Origin of the sequence: Cohnella sp. AR92, from assembly GCF_003990975.1 — a bacterium.
GTDB lineage: Bacteria > Bacillota > Bacilli > Paenibacillales > Paenibacillaceae > Cohnella.
Window position 1 is genome coordinate 303,105 of the sequence record NZ_RZJR01000007.1, and the last position, 19,020, is coordinate 322,124.

17 protein-coding genes are annotated in these 19,020 nt (G+C 57.1%); 8 read left to right on the plus strand and 9 right to left on the minus strand.

What is annotated here, in order from left to right; translation table 11 throughout:
* Positions 1-264 precede the first annotated feature (264 nt).
* Positions 265-621, minus strand: coding sequence for a DUF3889 domain-containing protein (locus ELR57_RS13710; protein ID WP_238162520.1), 357 nt, complete (start codon positions 619-621; stop codon positions 265-267).
* A 137-nt stretch (positions 622-758) separates the two neighbouring features.
* Positions 759-1,934: a phosphodiester glycosidase family protein gene (locus tag ELR57_RS13715; protein WP_126959644.1), complete on the minus strand. Its 1,176-nt coding sequence runs from the start codon at positions 1,932-1,934 to the stop codon at positions 759-761.
* Positions 1,935-2,143: 209 nt separating this feature from the next.
* Here ELR57_RS13715 and ELR57_RS13720 point away from each other — a divergent pair, with 209 nt between their 5' ends.
* The 4 genes from ELR57_RS13720 (at position 2,144) to ELR57_RS13735 (ending at position 4,520) form a co-directional block, all read left to right on the plus strand.
* A complete protein-coding gene (locus tag ELR57_RS13720; protein ID WP_238162521.1) occupies positions 2,144-3,022 on the plus strand; it encodes an aldose epimerase family protein in 879 nt (292 codons plus the stop codon).
* A gap of 179 nt (positions 3,023-3,201) precedes the next feature.
* Positions 3,202-3,645 (plus strand): SRPBCC family protein, encoded by a 444-nt coding sequence (locus tag ELR57_RS13725; RefSeq protein WP_126959646.1) that lies wholly within the window; start codon positions 3,202-3,204, stop codon positions 3,643-3,645.
* Positions 3,635-4,108 carry an EVE domain-containing protein gene (locus ELR57_RS13730; protein WP_126959647.1) on the plus strand — a complete coding sequence of 158 codons (474 nt, stop codon included), beginning with the start codon at positions 3,635-3,637 and terminating at the stop codon, positions 4,106-4,108. The genes ELR57_RS13725 and ELR57_RS13730 overlap by 11 nt, the downstream gene beginning before the upstream one ends.
* A complete protein-coding gene (locus ELR57_RS13735; protein WP_126959648.1) occupies positions 4,080-4,520 on the plus strand; it encodes a MarR family winged helix-turn-helix transcriptional regulator in 441 nt (146 codons plus the stop codon). The genes ELR57_RS13730 and ELR57_RS13735 overlap by 29 nt, the downstream gene beginning before the upstream one ends.
* A 114-nt stretch (positions 4,521-4,634) precedes the next feature.
* On the opposite strand, the gene ELR57_RS13740 is transcribed toward ELR57_RS13735, so the two are convergent.
* From ELR57_RS13740 to ELR57_RS13760, 5 genes are all read right to left on the minus strand, one after another.
* Entirely contained in the window at positions 4,635-5,537 is a 903-nt protein-coding gene (locus ELR57_RS13740; RefSeq protein ID WP_126959649.1) for a TetR/AcrR family transcriptional regulator, read from the minus strand.
* 41 nt (positions 5,538-5,578) lie between these two features.
* Complete coding sequence (locus tag ELR57_RS13745; RefSeq protein ID WP_126959650.1) at positions 5,579-8,638, minus strand: efflux RND transporter permease subunit; 3,060 nt, start codon at positions 8,636-8,638, stop codon at positions 5,579-5,581.
* 301 nt (positions 8,639-8,939) lie between these two features.
* Positions 8,940-9,641 carry an SDR family NAD(P)-dependent oxidoreductase gene (locus ELR57_RS13750; RefSeq protein WP_126959651.1) on the minus strand — a complete coding sequence of 234 codons (702 nt, stop codon included), beginning with the start codon at positions 9,639-9,641 and terminating at the stop codon, positions 8,940-8,942.
* Positions 9,642-9,653: 12 nt separating this feature from the next.
* Positions 9,654-10,694 (minus strand): LacI family DNA-binding transcriptional regulator, encoded by a 1,041-nt coding sequence (locus ELR57_RS13755; RefSeq protein WP_126959652.1) that lies wholly within the window; start codon positions 10,692-10,694, stop codon positions 9,654-9,656.
* Between the two features lie 227 nt (positions 10,695-10,921).
* Positions 10,922-11,485, minus strand: coding sequence for a DoxX family membrane protein (locus tag ELR57_RS13760; protein ID WP_192896571.1), 564 nt, complete (start codon positions 11,483-11,485; stop codon positions 10,922-10,924).
* A 215-nt stretch (positions 11,486-11,700) separates the two neighbouring features.
* On the opposite strand from ELR57_RS13760, the gene ELR57_RS13765 reads away from it, so the two are divergent.
* From ELR57_RS13765 to ELR57_RS13775, 3 genes are read left to right on the plus strand one after another with little or no spacing between them, the layout of a single operon-like run.
* Positions 11,701-12,186 carry a GAF domain-containing protein gene (locus tag ELR57_RS13765; protein WP_158630030.1) on the plus strand — a complete coding sequence of 162 codons (486 nt, stop codon included), beginning with the start codon at positions 11,701-11,703 and terminating at the stop codon, positions 12,184-12,186.
* 47 nt (positions 12,187-12,233) lie between these two features.
* A complete protein-coding gene (locus ELR57_RS13770; RefSeq protein WP_126959654.1) occupies positions 12,234-12,890 on the plus strand; it encodes a response regulator transcription factor in 657 nt (218 codons plus the stop codon).
* 37 nt (positions 12,891-12,927) lie between these two features.
* Positions 12,928-13,989: a PAS domain-containing sensor histidine kinase gene (locus ELR57_RS13775; protein WP_370452273.1), complete on the plus strand. Its 1,062-nt coding sequence runs from the start codon at positions 12,928-12,930 to the stop codon at positions 13,987-13,989.
* 325 nt (positions 13,990-14,314) lie between these two features.
* On the opposite strand, the gene ELR57_RS13780 is transcribed toward ELR57_RS13775, so the two are convergent.
* Positions 14,315-15,784 carry a DHA2 family efflux MFS transporter permease subunit gene (locus ELR57_RS13780; protein ID WP_126959655.1) on the minus strand — a complete coding sequence of 490 codons (1,470 nt, stop codon included), beginning with the start codon at positions 15,782-15,784 and terminating at the stop codon, positions 14,315-14,317.
* Positions 15,785-16,012: 228 nt separating this feature from the next.
* Here ELR57_RS13780 and ELR57_RS13785 point away from each other — a divergent pair, with 228 nt between their 5' ends.
* On the plus strand, positions 16,013-16,600 hold the full coding sequence (locus ELR57_RS13785; RefSeq protein ID WP_126959656.1) for a TetR/AcrR family transcriptional regulator: 588 nt from the start codon (positions 16,013-16,015) through the stop codon (positions 16,598-16,600).
* A 423-nt stretch (positions 16,601-17,023) separates the two neighbouring features.
* On the opposite strand, the gene ELR57_RS13790 is transcribed toward ELR57_RS13785, so the two are convergent.
* Positions 17,024-18,892, minus strand: a complete 1,869-nt coding sequence (locus ELR57_RS13790) for an LTA synthase family protein (RefSeq protein ID WP_126959657.1) — start codon at positions 18,890-18,892, stop codon at positions 17,024-17,026.
* Positions 18,893-19,020 lie beyond the last annotated feature (128 nt).

Consider the following 19,020-nt stretch of genomic DNA (forward strand, 5'->3'; position numbering starts at 1 on the left):
ATGCAGCGGTAGCGTGAACTTGGCATAGGCCGGGCGTTGTTGCGCTTTGTTCAATAACTCCGCTTCAACTCCACCTTTTCTGCAGCCGATGTTGCACTATGTTCAATAACTCTGCATCAACTGCACCTTTTCGCACGCCGTTGTTGCATTTTGTTCAATAACTCCGACTCAGTTCCCCCTCTGCGACTCCCGTTATTGCGATTTCGGAAATAACTCCTCGCCTACTTTTGTTCAATAACTCCGCTCCATCTCCCCCTAAACCCGCTATTTCGTCGTTCGGATGCTTATTCTCAACAGCCGGTCCGTCTGGGAATCGAATACGATCCGGACGTGAACTCCGAATTCCCGGCTCCCTTCCCTAAGCCACATTTTGAATGTCTCTTGTGCGGTTGTCTTCGTAAGCGCTTCTCGCCCTACGTGCGAATAGTCGACAATGGAGGCTCGCGGGTAGAGCTCCTTAATCTTGGCAATCGCAACCCGGCCCCACTTCGCGTAGTCGGGTTCAGGTTTGGAGAAGGGGTTCTCCGGGTTGTAGGCAAGCGCCGAGTTACCGCTAACGCTAGACGCGAAACCGACTGCCAAGCTGATCAAAGTCGCCGCCAAAAATTTATACAGATGCAACGCCCCCTAAGATCGTGTTGTCTCTTCGTTTGTACTTTCCCCAAAAAGCGCAAAAAAAACGGCTGATTGCTCAGCCGTTCTGTTGTTTTGCTATTCTGCTGTTCTGCTATTCGCATAAACCTTCTCTTAATCCCTATTCACCACTTCGCCGGGTCGATGTCCTTGGACGTCAAGCCGGACCAGATGTTGTTCGTCGTCACCGTCGAAGGATCCTCGAACACCAGCCAGGCGGTCGGCAGGTAACGCTCGCCGTGCGTAGAGGACGGCTTGTTGACGATCTCGCCGCCTTCCGTCACGAGCACCGTCGAGGAGCCGCCGTCCAGGTTGGCCGCGATGACCGCTCCGTGATCCAGCATGATCTGCTGGGCGTCGTACAGGTCCGCTCCCACGCTGTAGCCGAGCTGGCGGCCGTCGATCACCAGGAACAGGATGGAGCCGTCCTCCTTCTGGCCCATGACCGTACGCGGGGCGATTCCCCAGCCGTCCTTGTGGTTCTTGATCTGCCCTTTGCCGTTGACGATAATCCGCGGCGCGAAGCTGACCGCTTCCGAGATGCCGAGCTTCAGCAGCTCGTTGATCGTGTAACGGCCCGCGATCATCTTGCCGTCCTTGTCGATGCCGACGATCTGCGTGTTCTGGTCCATGCCGATATCCCGGTAGAAAACCTTGCCCTGGGAGATCACGAGTCCGATCGGCTGGAAGCCGTTGCCCTTCCAATTCGGGTCCGCGAAGCCGCCCGCGTTCACCCCGGCGATCGCCCCGGTCCTCTTGACCATGCTCGTGACCTTTTCTCCTTTGCCCTTGGTGCTGGTCACGCCCAGCCTAACTTTCTTCGGATCGCTTACGGTAAGCAGGTATCCGTGGTAGCCGTCACCGTCGACCGGCTCGATCTGCGTCAGCGGAACGGGCTCGTTGGCGTTATTCTCCTGTTCAGCCCCAGCAGGCACGGCGATCTCATGGGTATCGCGCTCTTCCCCCATCTCTTCGAATTGCTTGGCGTATTGCGCGACTCTTTCTTTGAGGCCATCTTCGCCGACCAGATACTTCGCCCACTCCCGATGCTGAGTCGTGATGATCGTATCGGCCATCCGGTAGCGCAGCGACTCCCCCGAAGGAGTTAAGAAGAACCAAGCCAGGAACAGGGCAAAAAGAAGAAGCATGACGACGAACAATCGCAGCAGAATCCCCCATACCGAGCGCTTGCGGCGCTTGCGGTTGGTGCGGGTTCGGCTGAGCGGCTCCGCTCCTTTGCCCGGGTGCCCCGAATTCGATGGAGGGTTGGAGGAGGGCGACGGGGTCGATAATGGAGGCATTGTGTAATCTCCTTCTTCGTTGACTTCTTTTCGATACTATCTATAACGACAGAGCGCCTCAACTTGTTTCTTCCGCTTCATGAAAACAGTTCTTAACTCCCACGCTTTCCGCAAGAGCTCCGCCCGTTCGACAGAAGCCGAGCTCCGCCTATCCTTCGCCTGATGAACTGATATAATAAGAACATATGAACCTACAGGAGGCATCCCCATTGAGCAGCGCAGCATCTCCCTATCGTATCTCAAGCTACGAAGATTCTTTTCGAATTTATGAACTGACCGACTCGTCCACGGAGTCGCGCGTTTTGGTCTGTCCCGAACGGGGCGGCATCGTGATCGGCTGCCAGCTCGGCGGCAAGGAGCTTCTCTATCTGGACCGGGCGACCTTCCTCGACCCGGCGGCGAACATTCGCGGCGGCATTCCGATCCTGTTCCCGATCTGCGGGCAGCTCGTCGGCGGGCAATACGAATGGGAAGGCGAGACGTATAAAATGCGGAATCACGGCGTGGCCCGAACCTCTGCATGGGAAGTCATCGAAGAGAGCGCCGAGGGCGGAGCGTCCCTGACGCTCGGCCTGAAGAGCAACGAAGAGACTCGAGCTTCCTATCCGTTCGACTTCGAGCTTCGGTTCACGTACCGTCTCACGGAAGGCAAGCTCTCCATCGAGCAATCTTATCGGAATCTCTCCGACCGCGGGATGCCCGTGCAGACCGGCTTCCATCCTTACTTCGCGACCGGAGAGAACAAGAAGCTTCGTTATTCCTCGGACGCGACGAAGTACCTCGATTACAACGACAACGCCGTCAAGCCGTTCCAAGGCGAGGTCGATCTCTCCGCACTCGTGGAATCGGTGGCGTTGCTCGATGCCCGTACCGCTTCCGTCTCCTTCCCGCTGGGGGAAGAAGGAACCGTTCGCCTCGACTACAGCCCGGAGTTCGACAAGGTCGTGCTGTGGAGCGTGCAGGGCAAGCCGTTCGTCTGCGTGGAGCCGTGGACGGCGCTTAACGAAGCGCTGAACCATAAGGAAGGGCTGCGGATCCTGAACCCTCAAGAAGAATGGAAGCTCGATTTCGCCATATCGTATTCTTAAGGAGCGGCGATCGTGATTAGATCGCGATTGGCGAATATCGGCTTCTGATCCGACATTGGATTGGTGCACGAAGATGATTCCTGTCCGGCACAGGAATCATCTTTTTTGCTTATTTCGTATTGACACATATCATATGTACTCATATTATATAAGCAAATACAAAAATGAGGTGATGGATCATGTGGCAATTCGAACACGCGATCGAGACGAAGGCAAAGGCGGAGGCCATCTGGAGGCTGTACACCGATCTGACGACTTGGACGTCTTGGCATAACGGCCACATCGCAGAGGCAACGCTGGAAGGGCCGTTCGCCGTCGGCTCGCGCGGCACGATGCAGCCGCAAGGGCAGGCGTTGCTGCCGTTCGAGCTGACGGAGGTCGAGCCGCTGGTCGGGTTCGCCGATGTGACGCTTATGCCCGGCATGGATGTGGAGATCCGCTTCTTCCATGATCTGACGCCGACGTCGAACGGCTTGAGCATCCGCCACAAGGTGGTGATCGCGGGTCCTGACGCGGATCGGATCGGGCCGAAGATGATCGAGCACTTCTCGCATGCGATCCCGCAGAATATGGAGACGCTGGCGGCGATGGCGGTAGAAGGGAACCTCGGCCATGAGGGCTGATGCTCCGGAAGAGGAGACGCGTTATTGGATCGGCGTCGTCTCGGCCGCTCACGTGAAGCTGGGCGTAAGCGGGGGCTACGCCCAACTGTGCCACGGCAAGTCGGCTCCGCTGCGGCGTATGCGGGCCGGGGATTGGCTTATCTACTACTCGCCGCGCTCCTCTTATCCGGACGGTGAACCGCTGAGAGCTTTTACCGCCATAGGCCAGGTCGTCGACGAGCGTGTCTACGAATACCGCATGTCCGAATCCTTTGTACCGTTCCGGCGAGATATTCGCTATACTCGGTGTAAGGAAGTACAGATCGGCGGCCTGCTCGACCGGCTATCCTTCACGCGAGGCCAGCGGAATTGGGGATACCCCTTCCGAACGGGGCACTTCGAGATCTCGCGCGAGGATTACCGAACGATAGCGGAGGCTATGCGGGGAGGACAACATGAGCTCGGAATATCGGGAATCGAATGAAAGTCCGGGATTTCTGCTGTGGCAGGTCACGAATAGCTGGCAGAGGGAGATTCGGCGAGCGCTCGAGCCGCTCGGGCTGACGCATCCTCAGTTCGTGCTGCTCTTCTCGTGCCAGTGGCTGAACGACCGGGAAGGCACTGGCGTGACGCAGATCCAACTGGCGCAGCACGCGAAGGTCGACGTCAACGTCACTTCGCAGGTCCTGCGGTCGCTTGAGCAGCGCGGCTACATCAAGCGGGCGCCCCATCCGTCGGACACGAGGGCGAAGATCATCACGACGACGGCATCGGGAAGCGAGCTCGCCTCCCGGGCCGTTCGGGCCGTCGAGGCGGCGGACCGGTCCTTCTTCTCCGGGCTTGGGGAAGAGACGGGCCAGTTGATTCGCCTTATGCGCCGCTTGAATCAGGAGTAATGGCTTTCGCTAGCATAATTAGCAAAAAAAAGACGGCAGCGCTCTCCCTCGCGGATGATGCGCTGCCGTCTTTTCCAATATAGGGTATGAAATCATCGACTTGCTGCGATTAGGTCAATAAGGCCCCCGCGTTCGACGCTCCAGCCGTTCCAGCAATCTCATTCGGGAAGGGCTTGCCCTCTCTTTGAGGAGGGAGACCATCCCGCGAACGATGACCCGATCCGGAACCGGCTTGCCGAGCTCCTCCTCCAGAAGCGTTAGAGCGGACACAAGATCCTCGTAAGACTCCGAGCCTTGCGCGTCTTTTCCCTCCGCTTCCGCTAGTCGCCAAAGCTCCCGCAGAATCGCGGACGGATGCTCCGAAGCGAGATCCTCCTCGCTGCCGCCGCACTCCTTCACGCCCATCAGATCCGCGAATCCCATGAGCGGAGTTCCCTTCTCGCGGATAAGTCCATGCATGAGATCGTCCAACCGGCTTACGAAGAAGCGGGAGAGCCGGGCTTCGTTGAAGGAAGGCTCCCCGACCAAGAGCACCCGGTAGTATTCCATCATCATGCCGTTCAGCAGCGCCGCTCCATCCCATACATAGGGGCCTGCCTCCGGCCCGTAGATCGTTTCGATATGATCGCGGCACCACCGGAGCGAACGGGAACGGATATCCGCCATGATTCTCTTGAGCTCCGGCTTCATCTCCATCAGCGGCTCGCGCATCAACAGAAGCGGGAACTGCCGATTCTGAATAATGGAGTCGAAGCTTCGCTCCAACTGCAGCCTGAGCCGTTCCCTCGGAGGAAGCTGCCTCTCGTGAGGCAGCTCGGACATGCCGAGGAGCATGCGTTCCGCGAAGTGCGCGAACACGGAGAGCAGCAGCTCTTCCTTGGACTTAAAGTAGAAGTACAGCGATCCCTTGGCCATGCCCAGCTCGTCGGCGATTTCCTGAATAGAGGTGGCCTGGAACCCTTTGCGGGAGAAGCAGCGCAGCGCCGCTTCGATAATCTGCTTCCTCTTGTCGTTCATGGATTCGTCCTCCGATCAGGCTGCGGCGCATAGCCGCGATGTTATTCGGCTGTTGCTTCGCCTGCTGCCTTAGCCGCCGCAGCCTTCTTGTTCCGGCGCTTCGTCAACAGCTCGTAGGCGATCGGAACGATAATCAGGGTCAGTAGCGTGGAGCTGACGAGACCGCCGATGACCGTTACCCCGAGACCGCGGGAGATGATGCCGGATCCGCCTTCGAAGCCGAGAACGAGCGGCAGCAGAGCGCCGATCGTCGCCAAGGCCGTCATCAGGATCGGACGAAGGCGAGTGCCGGCCGCTTCGAGAATAGCCTCGCGGGTGGACATGCCTTCCTTCTCCTTGTGGATGACGCGGTCGACGAGCACGATGGCGTTCGTGACGACGATACCTATCAGCATGAGCGCGCCCATGAGCGCCGATACGCTAAGCGTTTCTCCGGCGATCCAGAGAGCCACAAGGCCGCCGATGATCGTGAACGGCAGCGAGAACATGATGGCGAACGGAGCCAGCGCGCCGCCGAATGTCAGAACGAGCACCAGGTAGACGATAGCGATTGCCGCTACGATAGCGAGACCGAGCTGAGTGAACGTCTCGTTGATCTGCTCGGTAACGCCGCCGAAGCTGACCTCTACGTTATCCGGAATATCCATCTTGTCGATCTGATCCTGCAGCTCCGAGGAAGCCTTCGAGACGTCCTTGCCCGTCGCTTCCGCTTCGACAGTCACGACCATGCGGCCGTTCTCGCGGGCGATCGAGCTCTGCGACGTTCCTTCTTCGACGGTCGCCACTTCCTTGATCGGAACGGCCGTGCCCGTCGGAGATTGCAGCGTGACGTTCTCGATATCCTCGATCGAGTTATAGACCGCATCGTCCGTTTGAACGTAAACGTTGTACGCGTTGCCGCCTTCTTCGACCGTCGTCACGACAGGACGGTTATACGTAGGAGCCAGCGCCATGGCGAGCTGCCCCGCCGTCAATCCGTAGCTGCTCAGCTTCTGTTGATCCGCCACTAGCGTGTATTGGTCGTACGTCTTCGCGAGGCTCGTATCGACCTTCTCGAACGAATCGCTCTTCTCCATCAGGCCGGCGATCTGATCCACGACCGGCTGAATGTCCTTCAGGTTATCGCCGTATACGCTCAAGCTGAAGGTATTGCCGCCGATGCCGCCGGACATGTCGAGTTCTTTCCACTCGCCGACATTGATCTGGGAATGCAGATCGGCGAGGATCGCTTCCTTCTTATCCGCGAAGTCCTTGGTATCGTCCTTGAACAGAACGTAGAACAGCCCGCCCTTGTTCGAGCCTTGCGAGAGCGGATTGCCGCTTCCGCCGATGGAATATTGCAGCGTCGTAACGTCAGCTTGCGACAACAAATACTTCTCGGCGACGAGCGCGCGCTCTTGGACGTCCTCGACACGGTCTCCCGGAGCCGGGCTGTACGTGATCGCCATGTATTTGTCTTCCGTCGCCGGAAGGAAGCTGACGCCGATGACCGGCACAAGCATGAAGCTTGCCAGCAGGACAACGACCGCGATAATGGACGTTATCGCTTTATGGCGCAGGCAAGCCGCCAGGAAACGGCGATAACCGGAAGCCAGCTTGCCCGGCTTGTCTTCGTGATGAACGGCCTTGCCCGGCTTGATGCCCTTCTTGAAGAGAGAATGAGCCATCATCGGCACGATCGTGATCGCCACGAGCAGGGAAGCCAGCAACGCGAAGACGATGGTCAGAGCGAACGGCAGGAACAGCTGGCCGACCAGGCCGCTGACCGTCGCAAGCGGCAGGAATACGGCGATCGTCACGATGGTCGAGGACATGATCGGCAGGAACATCTCGCGCGTCGCTTCCAGCACGAGCTCCTTGCCCTTCAGCTTCTCGCCGGATAGGGACATCCTTCGATAGATATTCTCGATAACGACGATAGAGTCGTCCACGACGCGTCCGATCGCGACCGTCATCGCGCCCAGCGTCATGACGTTAAGCGTCACGTCGAACTGCTTCAGAACCAGAAGGCCGATGACGAGCGACAACGGGATCGACAGGATCGAGATCAGAGTCGAACGGATGTTGCGAAGGAACAGCAGAATGATAATGACCGCGAACAGCGCCCCGAAGATCGCCTTGTCCAGCATCGTGCTGACCGATTGCTCGATCGGCTTGCCTTGGTCCAGCAGCACTTCGACGTCGATGTTCGAATACTCTTTCTCCAGGTCTTTGCTGACATCCTTGACGGCGTTTACCACGTCGACCGTGTTGGCGTCGTTCGCCTTCACGACCTGAATGCCGATCGATTCCTGGCCGTTCGTCCGGGAGATCGATTCCGCGGAGCCGGTCAGCTCGACGTCGGCGACGTCGCTCAGCTTGAGTCCGCCCGGAAGCGGCAGGCTGCGCAGGTCGTCGACCGTCGCGACCCGACCGTCCACGACGATCGACTTCTCGGTCTTGCCCAGCTCGAAGATCCCAAGCGGAACCTTCACGGCCGCAGCCTTGATCAGTTGGGTAACCGTATCTTCGTTCATGCCCAGCGCCGCCAGCTTATCCTTCTTATAAGTAAGCTGAACTTCCTTGACGTACTGGCCGGAGATGGTGACCGACGCGACGCCCTCGGTTCCTTCCAGTTCCGGAGCGATCTTGTCCTCGACGATCTTCGTCAATTCCTCCAGGCTGCCTCCGCCGGCTACGCTAAGCGAGATAACCGGGAAGGAGTTGATGGAGAACTTGGCGACGGAGGGAGCTTCCACGCCTTCCGGGAGCTTCACCCCGTCGATCGCTTCCTTCACGTTATTGGTAGCCGTCGTCATATTCTGGCCGAAGTCGAATTCGATCATGATCGACGAGGCGTTCTCGAGCGAGGTCGAGGTGATGTTCTTCACGCCTTCGACGTTCTTAAGCTTCTGCTCCAACGGAGCCGTCACGTTCTCGACGACTCCTTCCGGAGCCGCGCCCGGATAAATCGTGGTGATGCTCAAATAAGGCAGGGACAGGTTAGGCATGCTCTCCTGCTTCATATTCATGCCGGAATACAAACCGGCGACGAGTACGATGACCGTGATCATCCATAAAGCGAATTTGTTATTTAACGAGAACTTGATAATGCTTCGCATGACTCCACTCCTTCAACATTGTGTCATTCTCTAGTGAACAGCTTGTCCATCTCTTGCTTGGGCATTCTCTCCAACAGCGCCAGCACGTGCAAAATGTTATCGAACAGCCGGTCGAATGTCAATCCCACCACCTTCAAACCTATTCCTGCAAAACTTCCTTACGTTAATACGTATCAACGGTTTGGACGTTTCAACCGTTTCGAACGGGCGGTCGAACGGACGGCTTATCCAATAGCTATCCAAACGCTAAACAGCCTCCAAAGCCGGGAGAACGGCCTTGGAGGCTATACACGAATCGTCTTTATAAAGGCATGGGACGTCCCAGGTAATCGACGAAGATCAGCTCGTCCGACAGCCGGATTCTCCCGGCGATGATGCCCAGCAGGCCGAGCGCGCTGTCTCCTGCCGACAGCGGAGCCGAGCTTCCGCCCATATCCGTTCGCATCCAGCCCGGATGAACGGCAATCGCCCGAAGCCCTCTCGGCTTCATCTCTTCGTTCAGCTGCTTCGTGAACATATTGAGAGCCAACTTCGAGATCGCGTAGGGATAATCGCCGCCGTAGGCCCCGGAGAAGCTTCCCGCTTCCGAGGAGACGTTCGCGATCACCCCTCCGTCGCTTGCTCTCATCAGAGGAATCATATGCTTCGACACCGCCATGGGACCGATGAGGTTCACCTCGAGCGTATCGCGCACATCCTCCAGACGCAGCGATTCGATTCCTTCCTCTCTGGCTTTCAGGATTCCGGCATTGTTCACGATAGCGTCCAGGAAGATTCCTTCCTCCCGCAGCTTGGCCGCTAGACGTTCCGCCCCCTCTTCTCCCGACAGGTTCAATGCCTCGATCCGCATGAGGTCGGGATACGCGTCGGCCAGCTTCTTCAAATCCGCGCTTGGCCGAGACGCATCGCGAATGCATGCGACCACCGAATGCCCTTCTCGAACCGCAGCTGCCGCCAGCTCAAATCCAAGTCCTCTTCCCGCTCCCGTAATCAATATTTTCATCGTTCCGCACCTCTATAGCTTTCGGCAAGAGTCGCGAGCGATCAGCTCGTACCCGGCCGTGAATTCGTAACTCTCCGTCTCTTCGTTCTCGATACGCTCCAAGACCGCCTCGGTCAATCGCTTCATCATGATTCCGAAATCCACCTTAAACGTCGTCAGCGGCGGCTCGAAGCTGGAACTGCGCTCATGGTCGTCGAAGCCGATGACCGAGAGATCTCCGGGGACTTCAAGCCCGCGCTCCCGGATCGCGCGAATCGCGCCGAAGGCGACGCTGTCGTTCGCCATGATAATGGCGGAAGGCAGGGGCTTCCCCGAGCGCAGAAACGCCTGCATGGCTTCGTATCCGTTCGATTCGTGGAAGCCGCCGGGGATCACCCATTCTTCGTTCACCGGCAGTCCGCTTTTCCTCATCGCCGCCAGGAAGCCTTCCTGCTTCGTCACACCCGAGAGACGATTCAGGTCTCCCGTCACCACGCCGATCTTCCTGTGGTTCAGGGAGAGGAGGTATTCCACCGCGAGCCTCATGCCCTCGTCGTTGTCGAAGTTGGCGACGATCCGGTTCGTTTCGCTCCGTCCGCGAAGCCGCTGGTCGAACAGGCCGACGATATAACCTTCGTCTATCAGCTGCTCAAGGAACGGTTCTTCTTTCGCCGAACCGATGAAGATCCCCCCGTCGATGCGGCGCTGGTAGAAAATATCCTTCACTCCGCGAACGCCGTCTTGATCCTCCGTATCCCGAATAATAGAGGTCAGGACGTAATACCCTCGCTGCGACGCGTTCTCGATGACGCTCGCGAGCATCATGTTGGTCAAGCTGTCCCCGCCTACCTTCTCCGGCTCTACCAAGAACAATCCAAGCGTTCGCGTCCGCTTGCCCGCCAGCACCTGCGCGGACATGTTCGGAACGTAATGATGCTCCTCGATGATCCTCATGACTTTCTCTCGGGTCTCGGGAGGGACATTGGAATAATTGTTGATCACGCGGCTGACCGTGCTTCTCGATACGCCAGCCAGCCGCGCGATCTCCTGCGAGCTAATCTCCGACTTTCTCACGGATGAGGCGACTCCTTTTTCGAGCGTGAACGCGCGTTTATACTCTCATCATAACAAGGCATAACCCAGGCGTCAACAGCTGGAGCAAGTGCACTCCCTCCCCTCCGCGCTCCCCGGTTCAAGCAACAGAAAGGCCGAAGAAGCCGAAGCCCGGAGGACCGGCATGACAAAAGACGGAGCGGCGAGATCCGCCGTCCGTCTTTGCCCTGTCTTATCGTTCAATCGCTTTAGCTGGCTGCGCCTTTGCGCCCGATAGGAGTTACCGGAGTTTGCGGCGTCTGCCCTTTATGCTTGCCGAACCTGCCGATCAGCTGGCGGAACGTCTTCTTCAGGAAAGGCAGCAGGTAGTAGTCGGCCCCGAATTTGCCAGCGTTCGCGCCGGCGATCAGGACGATTGCGCCGAACAGGATGAGCCAAGGGTTAGTCGATACGGTACCCGCCAGCAGGAACATGAAGTTCATCAGGATTCCGAAGAAGGCCGCCGCCGTCGTGAGCGCCCCCAGGATCAAGCCGAGGCCGACGAGGAATTCCCCCCACGGAACCAGGACGTCGAACAGCTTCACGTTCGGTACCGCGAAGTGCTTCAGGAAGTAGACGTAGTTCGGATAGAGCGCGTGATCCGTGCCCATCTCCAGCACGGGCTTATTGACCGCGTTGCCCAGGAAGCCGCCCGCATGGAAGCCGTCCGTAAGCTTGTGCCAGCCCCCGTCGATCCATTTCCAGCCTAGATAGAACCTCACCAACATGAGCAAGCCTGCCGCAAAGCGATTCGTTCTTAACCAGTTCATCATGGTTTCTCGCTCCCTTCTGTTTGATTCCATCATACTCCCGTCCCGCCTGGATCCACATCGGGAGGATTCCTGAAATCCGGAGGCGGAAATCCTTAATTTTACTATGGGGGAAATCCACTTCGGGCCTGAGAGGAAAATAAGGGTTTTCCCCGACTTACAGCAGGAATGGGAAGGATTAGAATGAAGAAAGGCATACCGTCTGCGGGGTGAATACATTGAAATGGGAAAAGGAGTCTGTCGAGAAGGAACTGTCCGTTCTGCGCGAACGGCTTCAATTAGACGTCGCTGCCGTATCCTGGCGGCGCGCCCGCGATTTACGATGGGAGTGGTGGGCCGCATCAGGCTGTCGGGACGAGAGATTCCGCTCCCTCTCCATTAGAGTCGGAAGAGGCATCGAAGGATCCGTCCCCCGGATCGGGAGAACGCTCGTCATCGACGGAGAGCACCCGGACAGCGACAGGCAGCGCGAGGATTCGGCTTTGATGCATGTCGAGCAACTGATCTCCGCGATCGCTTGTCCGATCGTGATCAAGGACATCCCTCAGGGAGTTCTGCTTGCCGGCTCACGCGAGGAACGGGTTTTCTCGAGAGAGCAGTTGAAGAGCGTCCAGCAATTCTCCGCCGCCCTCGGGCTGGCGATGCAGACAATGGCCCGGGAGGAGAAAATCCCTACGCTGGATAATCGTCAGAACGAAGGATAATTGGTATGATAGAGATATAGAAGGAACACCCAGGGAGGGAAACTCTATTGATTCGGATCCTGCTAGTGGACGATCATGCCGTCGTCCGATCCGGACTGAGAATGCTGCTGGACGCCAAGGGCCATCTGTCGGTCGTCGGAGATGCCGCCGACGGCGACGAAGCGATCCGGCTGGCGACCGAGCTTAAGCCCGACGTCATTCTCATGGACCTAAGCATGCCGCATGGCCGCGACGGGCTCAGCGCGACGGCGGAGCTCAAGAAGCTGCTGCCGAACGCCAGCGTTCTCGTGCTGTCCATGCATGATGACGACGAATATTTATTCCGAGCGATCCACGCCGGCGCATCCGGTTACGTGCTCAAGAGCGCTCCGCATGAGGAACTGCTGGCCGCCATCGAATCGGTCTATTCCGGCAATGCTTACCTATACCCCACCGCCACGAAGCGGCTGATGAACGAATATATGGACCGCATCAAGAACGGAGACCATTCGGATGCTTACGAGTCGCTCTCCGAACGGGAGAAGGAAGTGCTCGCCTGGATCGCGAGAGGCTATTCCAACAAAGACATCGCCGAGAACCTGATCATCAGCGTCAAGACCGTGGAGACCCACAAGGCCCATGTCATGGAGAAGCTCGGGCTGCGCACGCGCCCCGATCTCGTCAAATACGCGCTGAAGAAAGGACTGTTGAACTTTGACGCTTAATCCGATCGGACGCAAGGCGGGCGAGCTTCTCGCCCAGTTGAACGACCCCGCCGTAGATCTGGCAAGGGAAGACCTCCGGGAGATGCTCAAGCATCTGACCCGCCTGAAGCTGGCCTTGGACGAATCGTCCATCGTGGCCGTTACCGACCGGCGCGGCAAGATTCAATACGTGAACGACAAATTCTGCGAGATCTCGCAATACGGCCGCGATGAACTTATCGGGCGCGATCACCGGATCGTCAACTCCGGCTTTCACGGCAAGGCTTTTTTCCGCGAGCTCTGGGATACGATCCTCTCCGGCCAAGTATGGCGCGGAGAATTGCGCAACCAGGCGAAGGACGGCTCCTATTATTGGGTGTACACCACCATCGTTCCCTTCTTCGACGAGAACGGGGAGCCCAATCAATTCCTTGCCATTCGCAACGAGGTCACACCGCTCAAGAAAGCGGAGGCCGAGCTCCAGCGGATGATGACCCGCGTCATGCATATCCAGGAGGAAGAGCGCAAGCGCTTCTCCCGCGAGCTTCACGACGGGATCGGACAGAGCCTCTTCGGCTTGGCGATCCAGCTCGACCGGTTGATCGCGGAACCGGATCACGCTCCGGATCTGGAGAACCTGCGCGATGACGTCACGTCCCTCATGCAGGATGTGAGAAGCCTCGCCTGGGAGCTTCGCCCTTCCGTTCTCGACGACCTTGGCGTCGCTCCGGCGCTGCGAAGCTATGCCGAGCTGTTCACCCAGCACTATGGCATTCAGATTCGGCTCTCCTGCAAGCTGTCGATGCGCTTCGACCGCCGCGTCGAGACGGCCCTCTATCGCATCGTCCAAGAAGCCCTCACGAACGTCGGCAAGTACGCGAAGGTGCTGGAGGCGAAGGCGGACGTCTGGGAGACGGACACGGATATCCACGCCCGAATCGAGGATGAAGGCATCGGGTTCGAGCCGCTGCCGGAACGGCAAGGCGTCGGCTTGTTCAGCATGGAGGAGCGGGCCCGCGGCGTCGGCGGCAGCGCCCGAGTCGAATCGGTCCCGGGCCGCGGCACGGTTGTCACTGCGATTCTCCCCAAATCCCCGCCTTCACAACCGTTGACAATCTAACAATGAGCGAGTAAAATAATCATTTAGTTAAGTGTAACCCTCTGATGTTTCCTCTGATGGGGTGAATGAATTCCTCCCTTTCCCCACACAATCCTTTTTCCATACGGCTGCTGGAAGAGCACGAATTCTCACTGGAGCGGTCCAAGGAACCGCAAGAACGATCGAGAGGTAGGGCTATCGTTGTCTTCGTGTTGAGAACAGGAAGAATCGCGCGGTTGCGCTTAAACGCATAATAAGACCCCTGCAGGATTTTCCTGACAGGGGTCGACCAATTTTCAGAGCCCATTCGGGCTTTTTATATTTTCATCCGACCATCATCCGACCATCATCCGACCATCATATGAACCTCGTTCGACTTCTCGGCGTTCGGATCGACCTTCGGTCTCCGAAGAAGCATAGCGAGGATGCCGCCCGCGATTCCGATAAAGATCAGAATAAAGAACGTATAGCTGAACGCGGACGTCCAATCCTCCAAGTTCGGCGCCGATTGATGCGCCTCGGCGAGATCCTTCACCTTGTTGCCGGAGATCGTCGTCAAGGTAGCGACCGCGAGGGAAGAAACAACTTGCTGGAAGGCATTCGTCAACGAGGTTACGCGACCGACCAGATTTTGCGGCGCGGATTGGATCAGATGCGTATTAAGCGGCATCATGAACAATCCCATTCCCGCTCCGAGCAGAGCAAGCGGAACCATGACCGCCAGGTTGCCGTCGCCTGCTTCAATGCGCGACAGGAAGAACGCCGCGATGACGACCAGCGTCATGCCGGACAGGACAAGCGGACGCGCCCCGAAGCGATCGGACAGCCTGCCGCCGATCGGCATGAAGATGCCGGAGGCGATCGCTTGCGGCAACATGATCAGTCCGGTATCGAAGGCCGAATAGCCTTTGGCCGTCTGGAGGAAGATAGGAACGAGGAAGAACGTTCCGAACAAGGCAAATTGGGACACCCACTGAACGATAATCCCTCTAGAGAAGTTGCCGGAGGCGAATACCCTGAGTTCCAGCAACGGATTCCGGTGCCTAAGCTCGACAACGATGAAGGCGAGCAAGGCGGCGATCCCGACCGCGATTCCGACGAGCGTCTTGGTCGACGTCCAGCTTGTCGCTCCTTCGGTAACCCCATAAGACAAAGCCGCGAAAGCCAGGGGAGCCAACAGCATCCCGAATAGATCCAAAGAAGCAACCGACTGCCGATCGATGTTCGGCAAGCTGCGAATTCCGATCAGGACGGCAATCACGCCAATAGGCAGGTTAATCAGGAAAATCCAATTCCAAGCGGCATAATCGACTAACCAGCCTGCCAGTACAGGTCCGAGCGCCGGAGCCAGAAGAATCGGAATGCCCATCATTCCCATGACGGCGCCGACTTTATCCGGAGGGGCGAGACGATAGATGAACGCCATGGAGATCGGCATCACGACGCCGCCTCCGATCCCTTGCAGAACCCGGAACAGAATAAGAAGCTCCGCGGAATTGGCCAAGGCGCACAGCAAGGAGCCAATCGTGAACATGGCGACCGAGATAAGGAACACTCTCTTGGCGCCGAACCGGTCGGATAACCATCCCGCCAGAGGAATGATAGCCGCTTGCGCGAGCGCGTATCCGGTGACCGTCCATTGAACGAGCGACAGGGAACCGTTGAATTCATCTTGCAGTTTAGGAATGGCGACATTGACCGCCGTTCCGTCCAGTATGACCATGAACAATCCGACAATAATCGCGACCAATGGCCCGATGATGGAACGAATCGAACCGGATGGTCCCGAGCTTGCTTGCTTCGCTTGCGCTGACATGGTTTCTTACCACTCTCCCTTAAGGATCGCTTGCCCGCTCATGGCAGCCGCCTCTATCCATCGTTGACCGCCGCCTCGCGGCCGCGATAAAATAAGGACATACGGAGGCGCTGCATGAAGGCACGCTTCTATATGCGGACAATTGTCCGTTTAGATTCGATAGTAGCGGACAATTGTCCGCATGTCAATAATTAGTAACGTTAAATAAGATGCCAAGGAGGGAGACCCATGCGGGTATGCCGGGAACGATCCGATGCCGCCGACAATCGCAAGCTGATTCTGCAGACGGCGAAGAATTTGTTTAAAACGTACGGAGTAAGCGAAGTAAGCATGCACCAGATCGCCAAGACCGCAGGAATCGGCCAAGGCACCTTGTATCGCCGTTACGCTCATAAGGGAGAACTGTGCTCGGACTTGATGGAGGATACGAACCGCGCGCTCATGGAAGAGATCGAGGTTACCCTCGGCAAGCTTGCCGATGCCTCTCCCAGCGAGAGATTCGGAGCCGTCCTCGATCTTCTGGTGGACTTCATCGAAGAGAAGTCGCAGCTCCTGATCCCCCTGCACAATGTCTATCTCAGCGAGAAGGACAGCAGCGCGTTCTTCCGGTCGCCGATCTATCTACACCTGAAGGACACGATCTCCTCGTTGGCCGAGGCGACTTGCGGCCCGGAGGAACCCAACTGCCCGTCTTTCCTCTCGCACACCGTCCTATGCTCTTTGAGCCCCGTTGCCTACCTGCAGATGCGAGGCGATATGGGCTTCACCAAGGAGGAGGTCAAGCAGCATTACCGCAAGCTGTTCATTCGCGCTTGAGTCCCGCATCGCGGGAATTTCATATCGCGGTAGACCCGCCAGGAATAGATTATGTCGGACCGCTGCCGAATATCCTTGGATTTACGCGTTAGAATAGCCCCGAGGGCAGGGTAAACGCTAACGGAAATGAGAGACCTTTAGCGACACCAGAAACCAGACTTTAGGATTTAACGGAAATAAGAGACGCTTAAACGGAGATTCGTGGCCAAATCAAACTGTTCTCGTTAAAATAAGAGCCCCTGGTTCCGTTAGATTTGTAAAAGGCCGATTCCCGGGGAAATAAGGGCCCCTGGTTCCCTTAGAGCTTAGAGTGAGGGCTGTGCAGCTTACTGGCTTCCCCAAGAAAGCGGAAATGCGCCATAAATGACAAATAGCGGCACGGGGATCGCCCCCGATGCCGCTATTTTTGCTGCCTTCAACTATTTATTGATGCTTCGGAAGCGACCGAACATACGCGTCAGACATGCTGAGCAGCTCCAGCGCCCGCTCATATTGCTCCGATGTCGCTCCCTCCGCCTTCTCTCCCGCGAATGTGGAGAACGTGCCGTCTTCGAATTCCTTGCCCGGAATGAACACGCCCTCGTCATTAAGGAACGAGCCCGACGGCAGGTAGTACCTCTCGGGAATCACGTTGCTCGTCTCGTTCAGGATATCTTGCCCGAACAGAACGTGATCGTCAAGCGGGATGCCCGCCAGGTTCGCGATCGTCGGGAACAGATCGGATTGCGCTCCCACTTGCTCGAGCACCTTCGGCTCGACCGCCGGTTCGCCCGGGGCAGGAGCCGGGAGCTTGAGGATGAGCGGAATGTTCATCATGTCCTGAACCTGATAATCCCGGCCGTAAATCTCCTTCATCAGCTTCTTCTCGTCGGAGGTGAGCGAATAGATCGGCAGACCCATATGATCCCCGTAAATCACGACCAGGCTGTTGTCCCAGACTCCGTTCGCCTTGAGCTTGTCGATGAATTGCCCGAGCGCCCAGTCCGCATAGTTCTGAGCCTGAATGTAATGCCCGACCAGCGTGCCCTTGTAGCGGTCCGGCAGCTCCATCTTCGCTTTGCGCTGAGGCAGGTTGAACGGATGATGCCCGGACATGGAGATAACCTGCGTATAGAACGGCTTGCCGGTCGCCTGCATCTTCGCGAGCTCGTCAGCCGTCTTGGAATAGAGAACCTCATCGGACGCCGCGAACATAACCGTATCCTCGTCGCCGAAGAACTTCTTATCGTAATAGTGGCCCCAATCCAAAGCCTTGTACAGTTCTCCGCGATTCCAGAACTCCACGTCGTTCGTATGGAACGTGGCCGTGTCGTAACCATTCTCGCCGAACGTTCTCGGCATGCTCGGAAGCTCCTTGTCCGCATACTCCGAGGAAGCCGCCCCGTGCTGCGGAATCAGGAAGGAAGTGTTTACGACGAATTCGGCATCCGAGGTATTCCCTTGTCCGACCTGCTGGAAGAAGTGATTGAAGTACAGGCTCTCTCCCGCCAGCTTGTTCATGTTCGGGGTAATCTCCTGCCCGTCCAGCTTCATCCCGATCAGGAAGTTCTGGAACGCCTCGAGCTGAATGATGATGACATTCTTGCCTTCCGCCGCTCCCCAATAAGCCGGCGAAGCCGGTTCCTGCTCGCCTTTAAGCGCCGCAACAGAAGCCGGGGTAATCTCGCTGACATCGACCGGTTCGTCCTTCGAGGTTCCGAATGCCACATAGACTTCGTAATTCAGAATGCCCATGTTCCTGGCCTGGACCAGCTCGTTCATGCTGCTTCTATTCGGCAAGACGGTGCAAACGCAAGCTACGATGGCCAGGGCTCCGATCGCGATGAAGTACCCGCTCCGCTCCCGAACCGCCGCTTTGCGTCCCCAAGCCCGCATTTTTCTGCTGGATACCAACGCTATGAAAATAAGAACGATATCGACATAGACCAATAAGAAGTAAGGATGCAAGAGGGAGAATACGCTTCCCTTGACTTCGGTTACCTGATTCATCTGCTGAAGCGCATGATAGGTTACGATAACGCCGAAATACTTATAATACATAATGACCGCGAAGTAGACGCTGGTCATTAGCAGATTCGCTATCGTATAAGCGCCGAGCTTCTTTTTCGGGAAGAGGAGCTCCACCAGGCTAAACACGAACCAGACGGCAGGCAATCCGGTCACCAGCGGCATCCAAGCATTCTCGTTCTCGAAGATGACGTAGTGCGCCAGATAGATTTTGAGCATCATCAGAATGGTAAAGAAGACAAACGGCTTGGAGAAGAACATCCGCCATCGTTGTCCTGTCGTCATCATATCATCTCCTGGGATCGATCCGGTCTAGGTACTAGCAATTCACCTATTATAGCTGATTTGCCAACCATAAAAAAGAAGATCCCGATTTGACTTGCACGCGTTCACGTCTTAAAATCCGGCTAATA

Coding starts and splice junctions, on each gene's coding strand:
- ELR57_RS13715 (WP_126959644.1), bottom strand. CDS start 1,934: ATGCCTCCATTATCGACCCCGTCGCCCTCCTCCAACCCTCCATCGAAT.
- ELR57_RS13725 (WP_126959646.1), top strand. CDS start 3,202: ATGTGGCAATTCGAACACGCGATCGAGACGAAGGCAAAGGCGGAGGCC.
- ELR57_RS13730 (WP_126959647.1), top strand. CDS start 3,635: ATGAGGGCTGATGCTCCGGAAGAGGAGACGCGTTATTGGATCGGCGTC.
- ELR57_RS13735 (WP_126959648.1), top strand. CDS start 4,080: ATGAGCTCGGAATATCGGGAATCGAATGAAAGTCCGGGATTTCTGCTG.
- ELR57_RS13740 (WP_126959649.1), bottom strand. CDS start 5,537: ATGAACGACAAGAGGAAGCAGATTATCGAAGCGGCGCTGCGCTGCTTC.
- ELR57_RS13745 (WP_126959650.1), bottom strand. CDS start 8,638: ATGCGAAGCATTATCAAGTTCTCGTTAAATAACAAATTCGCTTTATGG.
- ELR57_RS13750 (WP_126959651.1), bottom strand. CDS start 9,641: ATGAAAATATTGATTACGGGAGCGGGAAGAGGACTTGGATTTGAGCTG.
- ELR57_RS13760 (WP_192896571.1), bottom strand. CDS start 11,485: ATGATGAACTGGTTAAGAACGAATCGCTTTGCGGCAGGCTTGCTCATG.
- ELR57_RS13780 (WP_126959655.1), bottom strand. CDS start 15,784: ATGTCAGCGCAAGCGAAGCAAGCAAGCTCGGGACCATCCGGTTCGATT.
- ELR57_RS13785 (WP_126959656.1), top strand. CDS start 16,013: ATGCGGGTATGCCGGGAACGATCCGATGCCGCCGACAATCGCAAGCTG.
- ELR57_RS13790 (WP_126959657.1), bottom strand. CDS start 18,892: ATGACGACAGGACAACGATGGCGGATGTTCTTCTCCAAGCCGTTTGTC.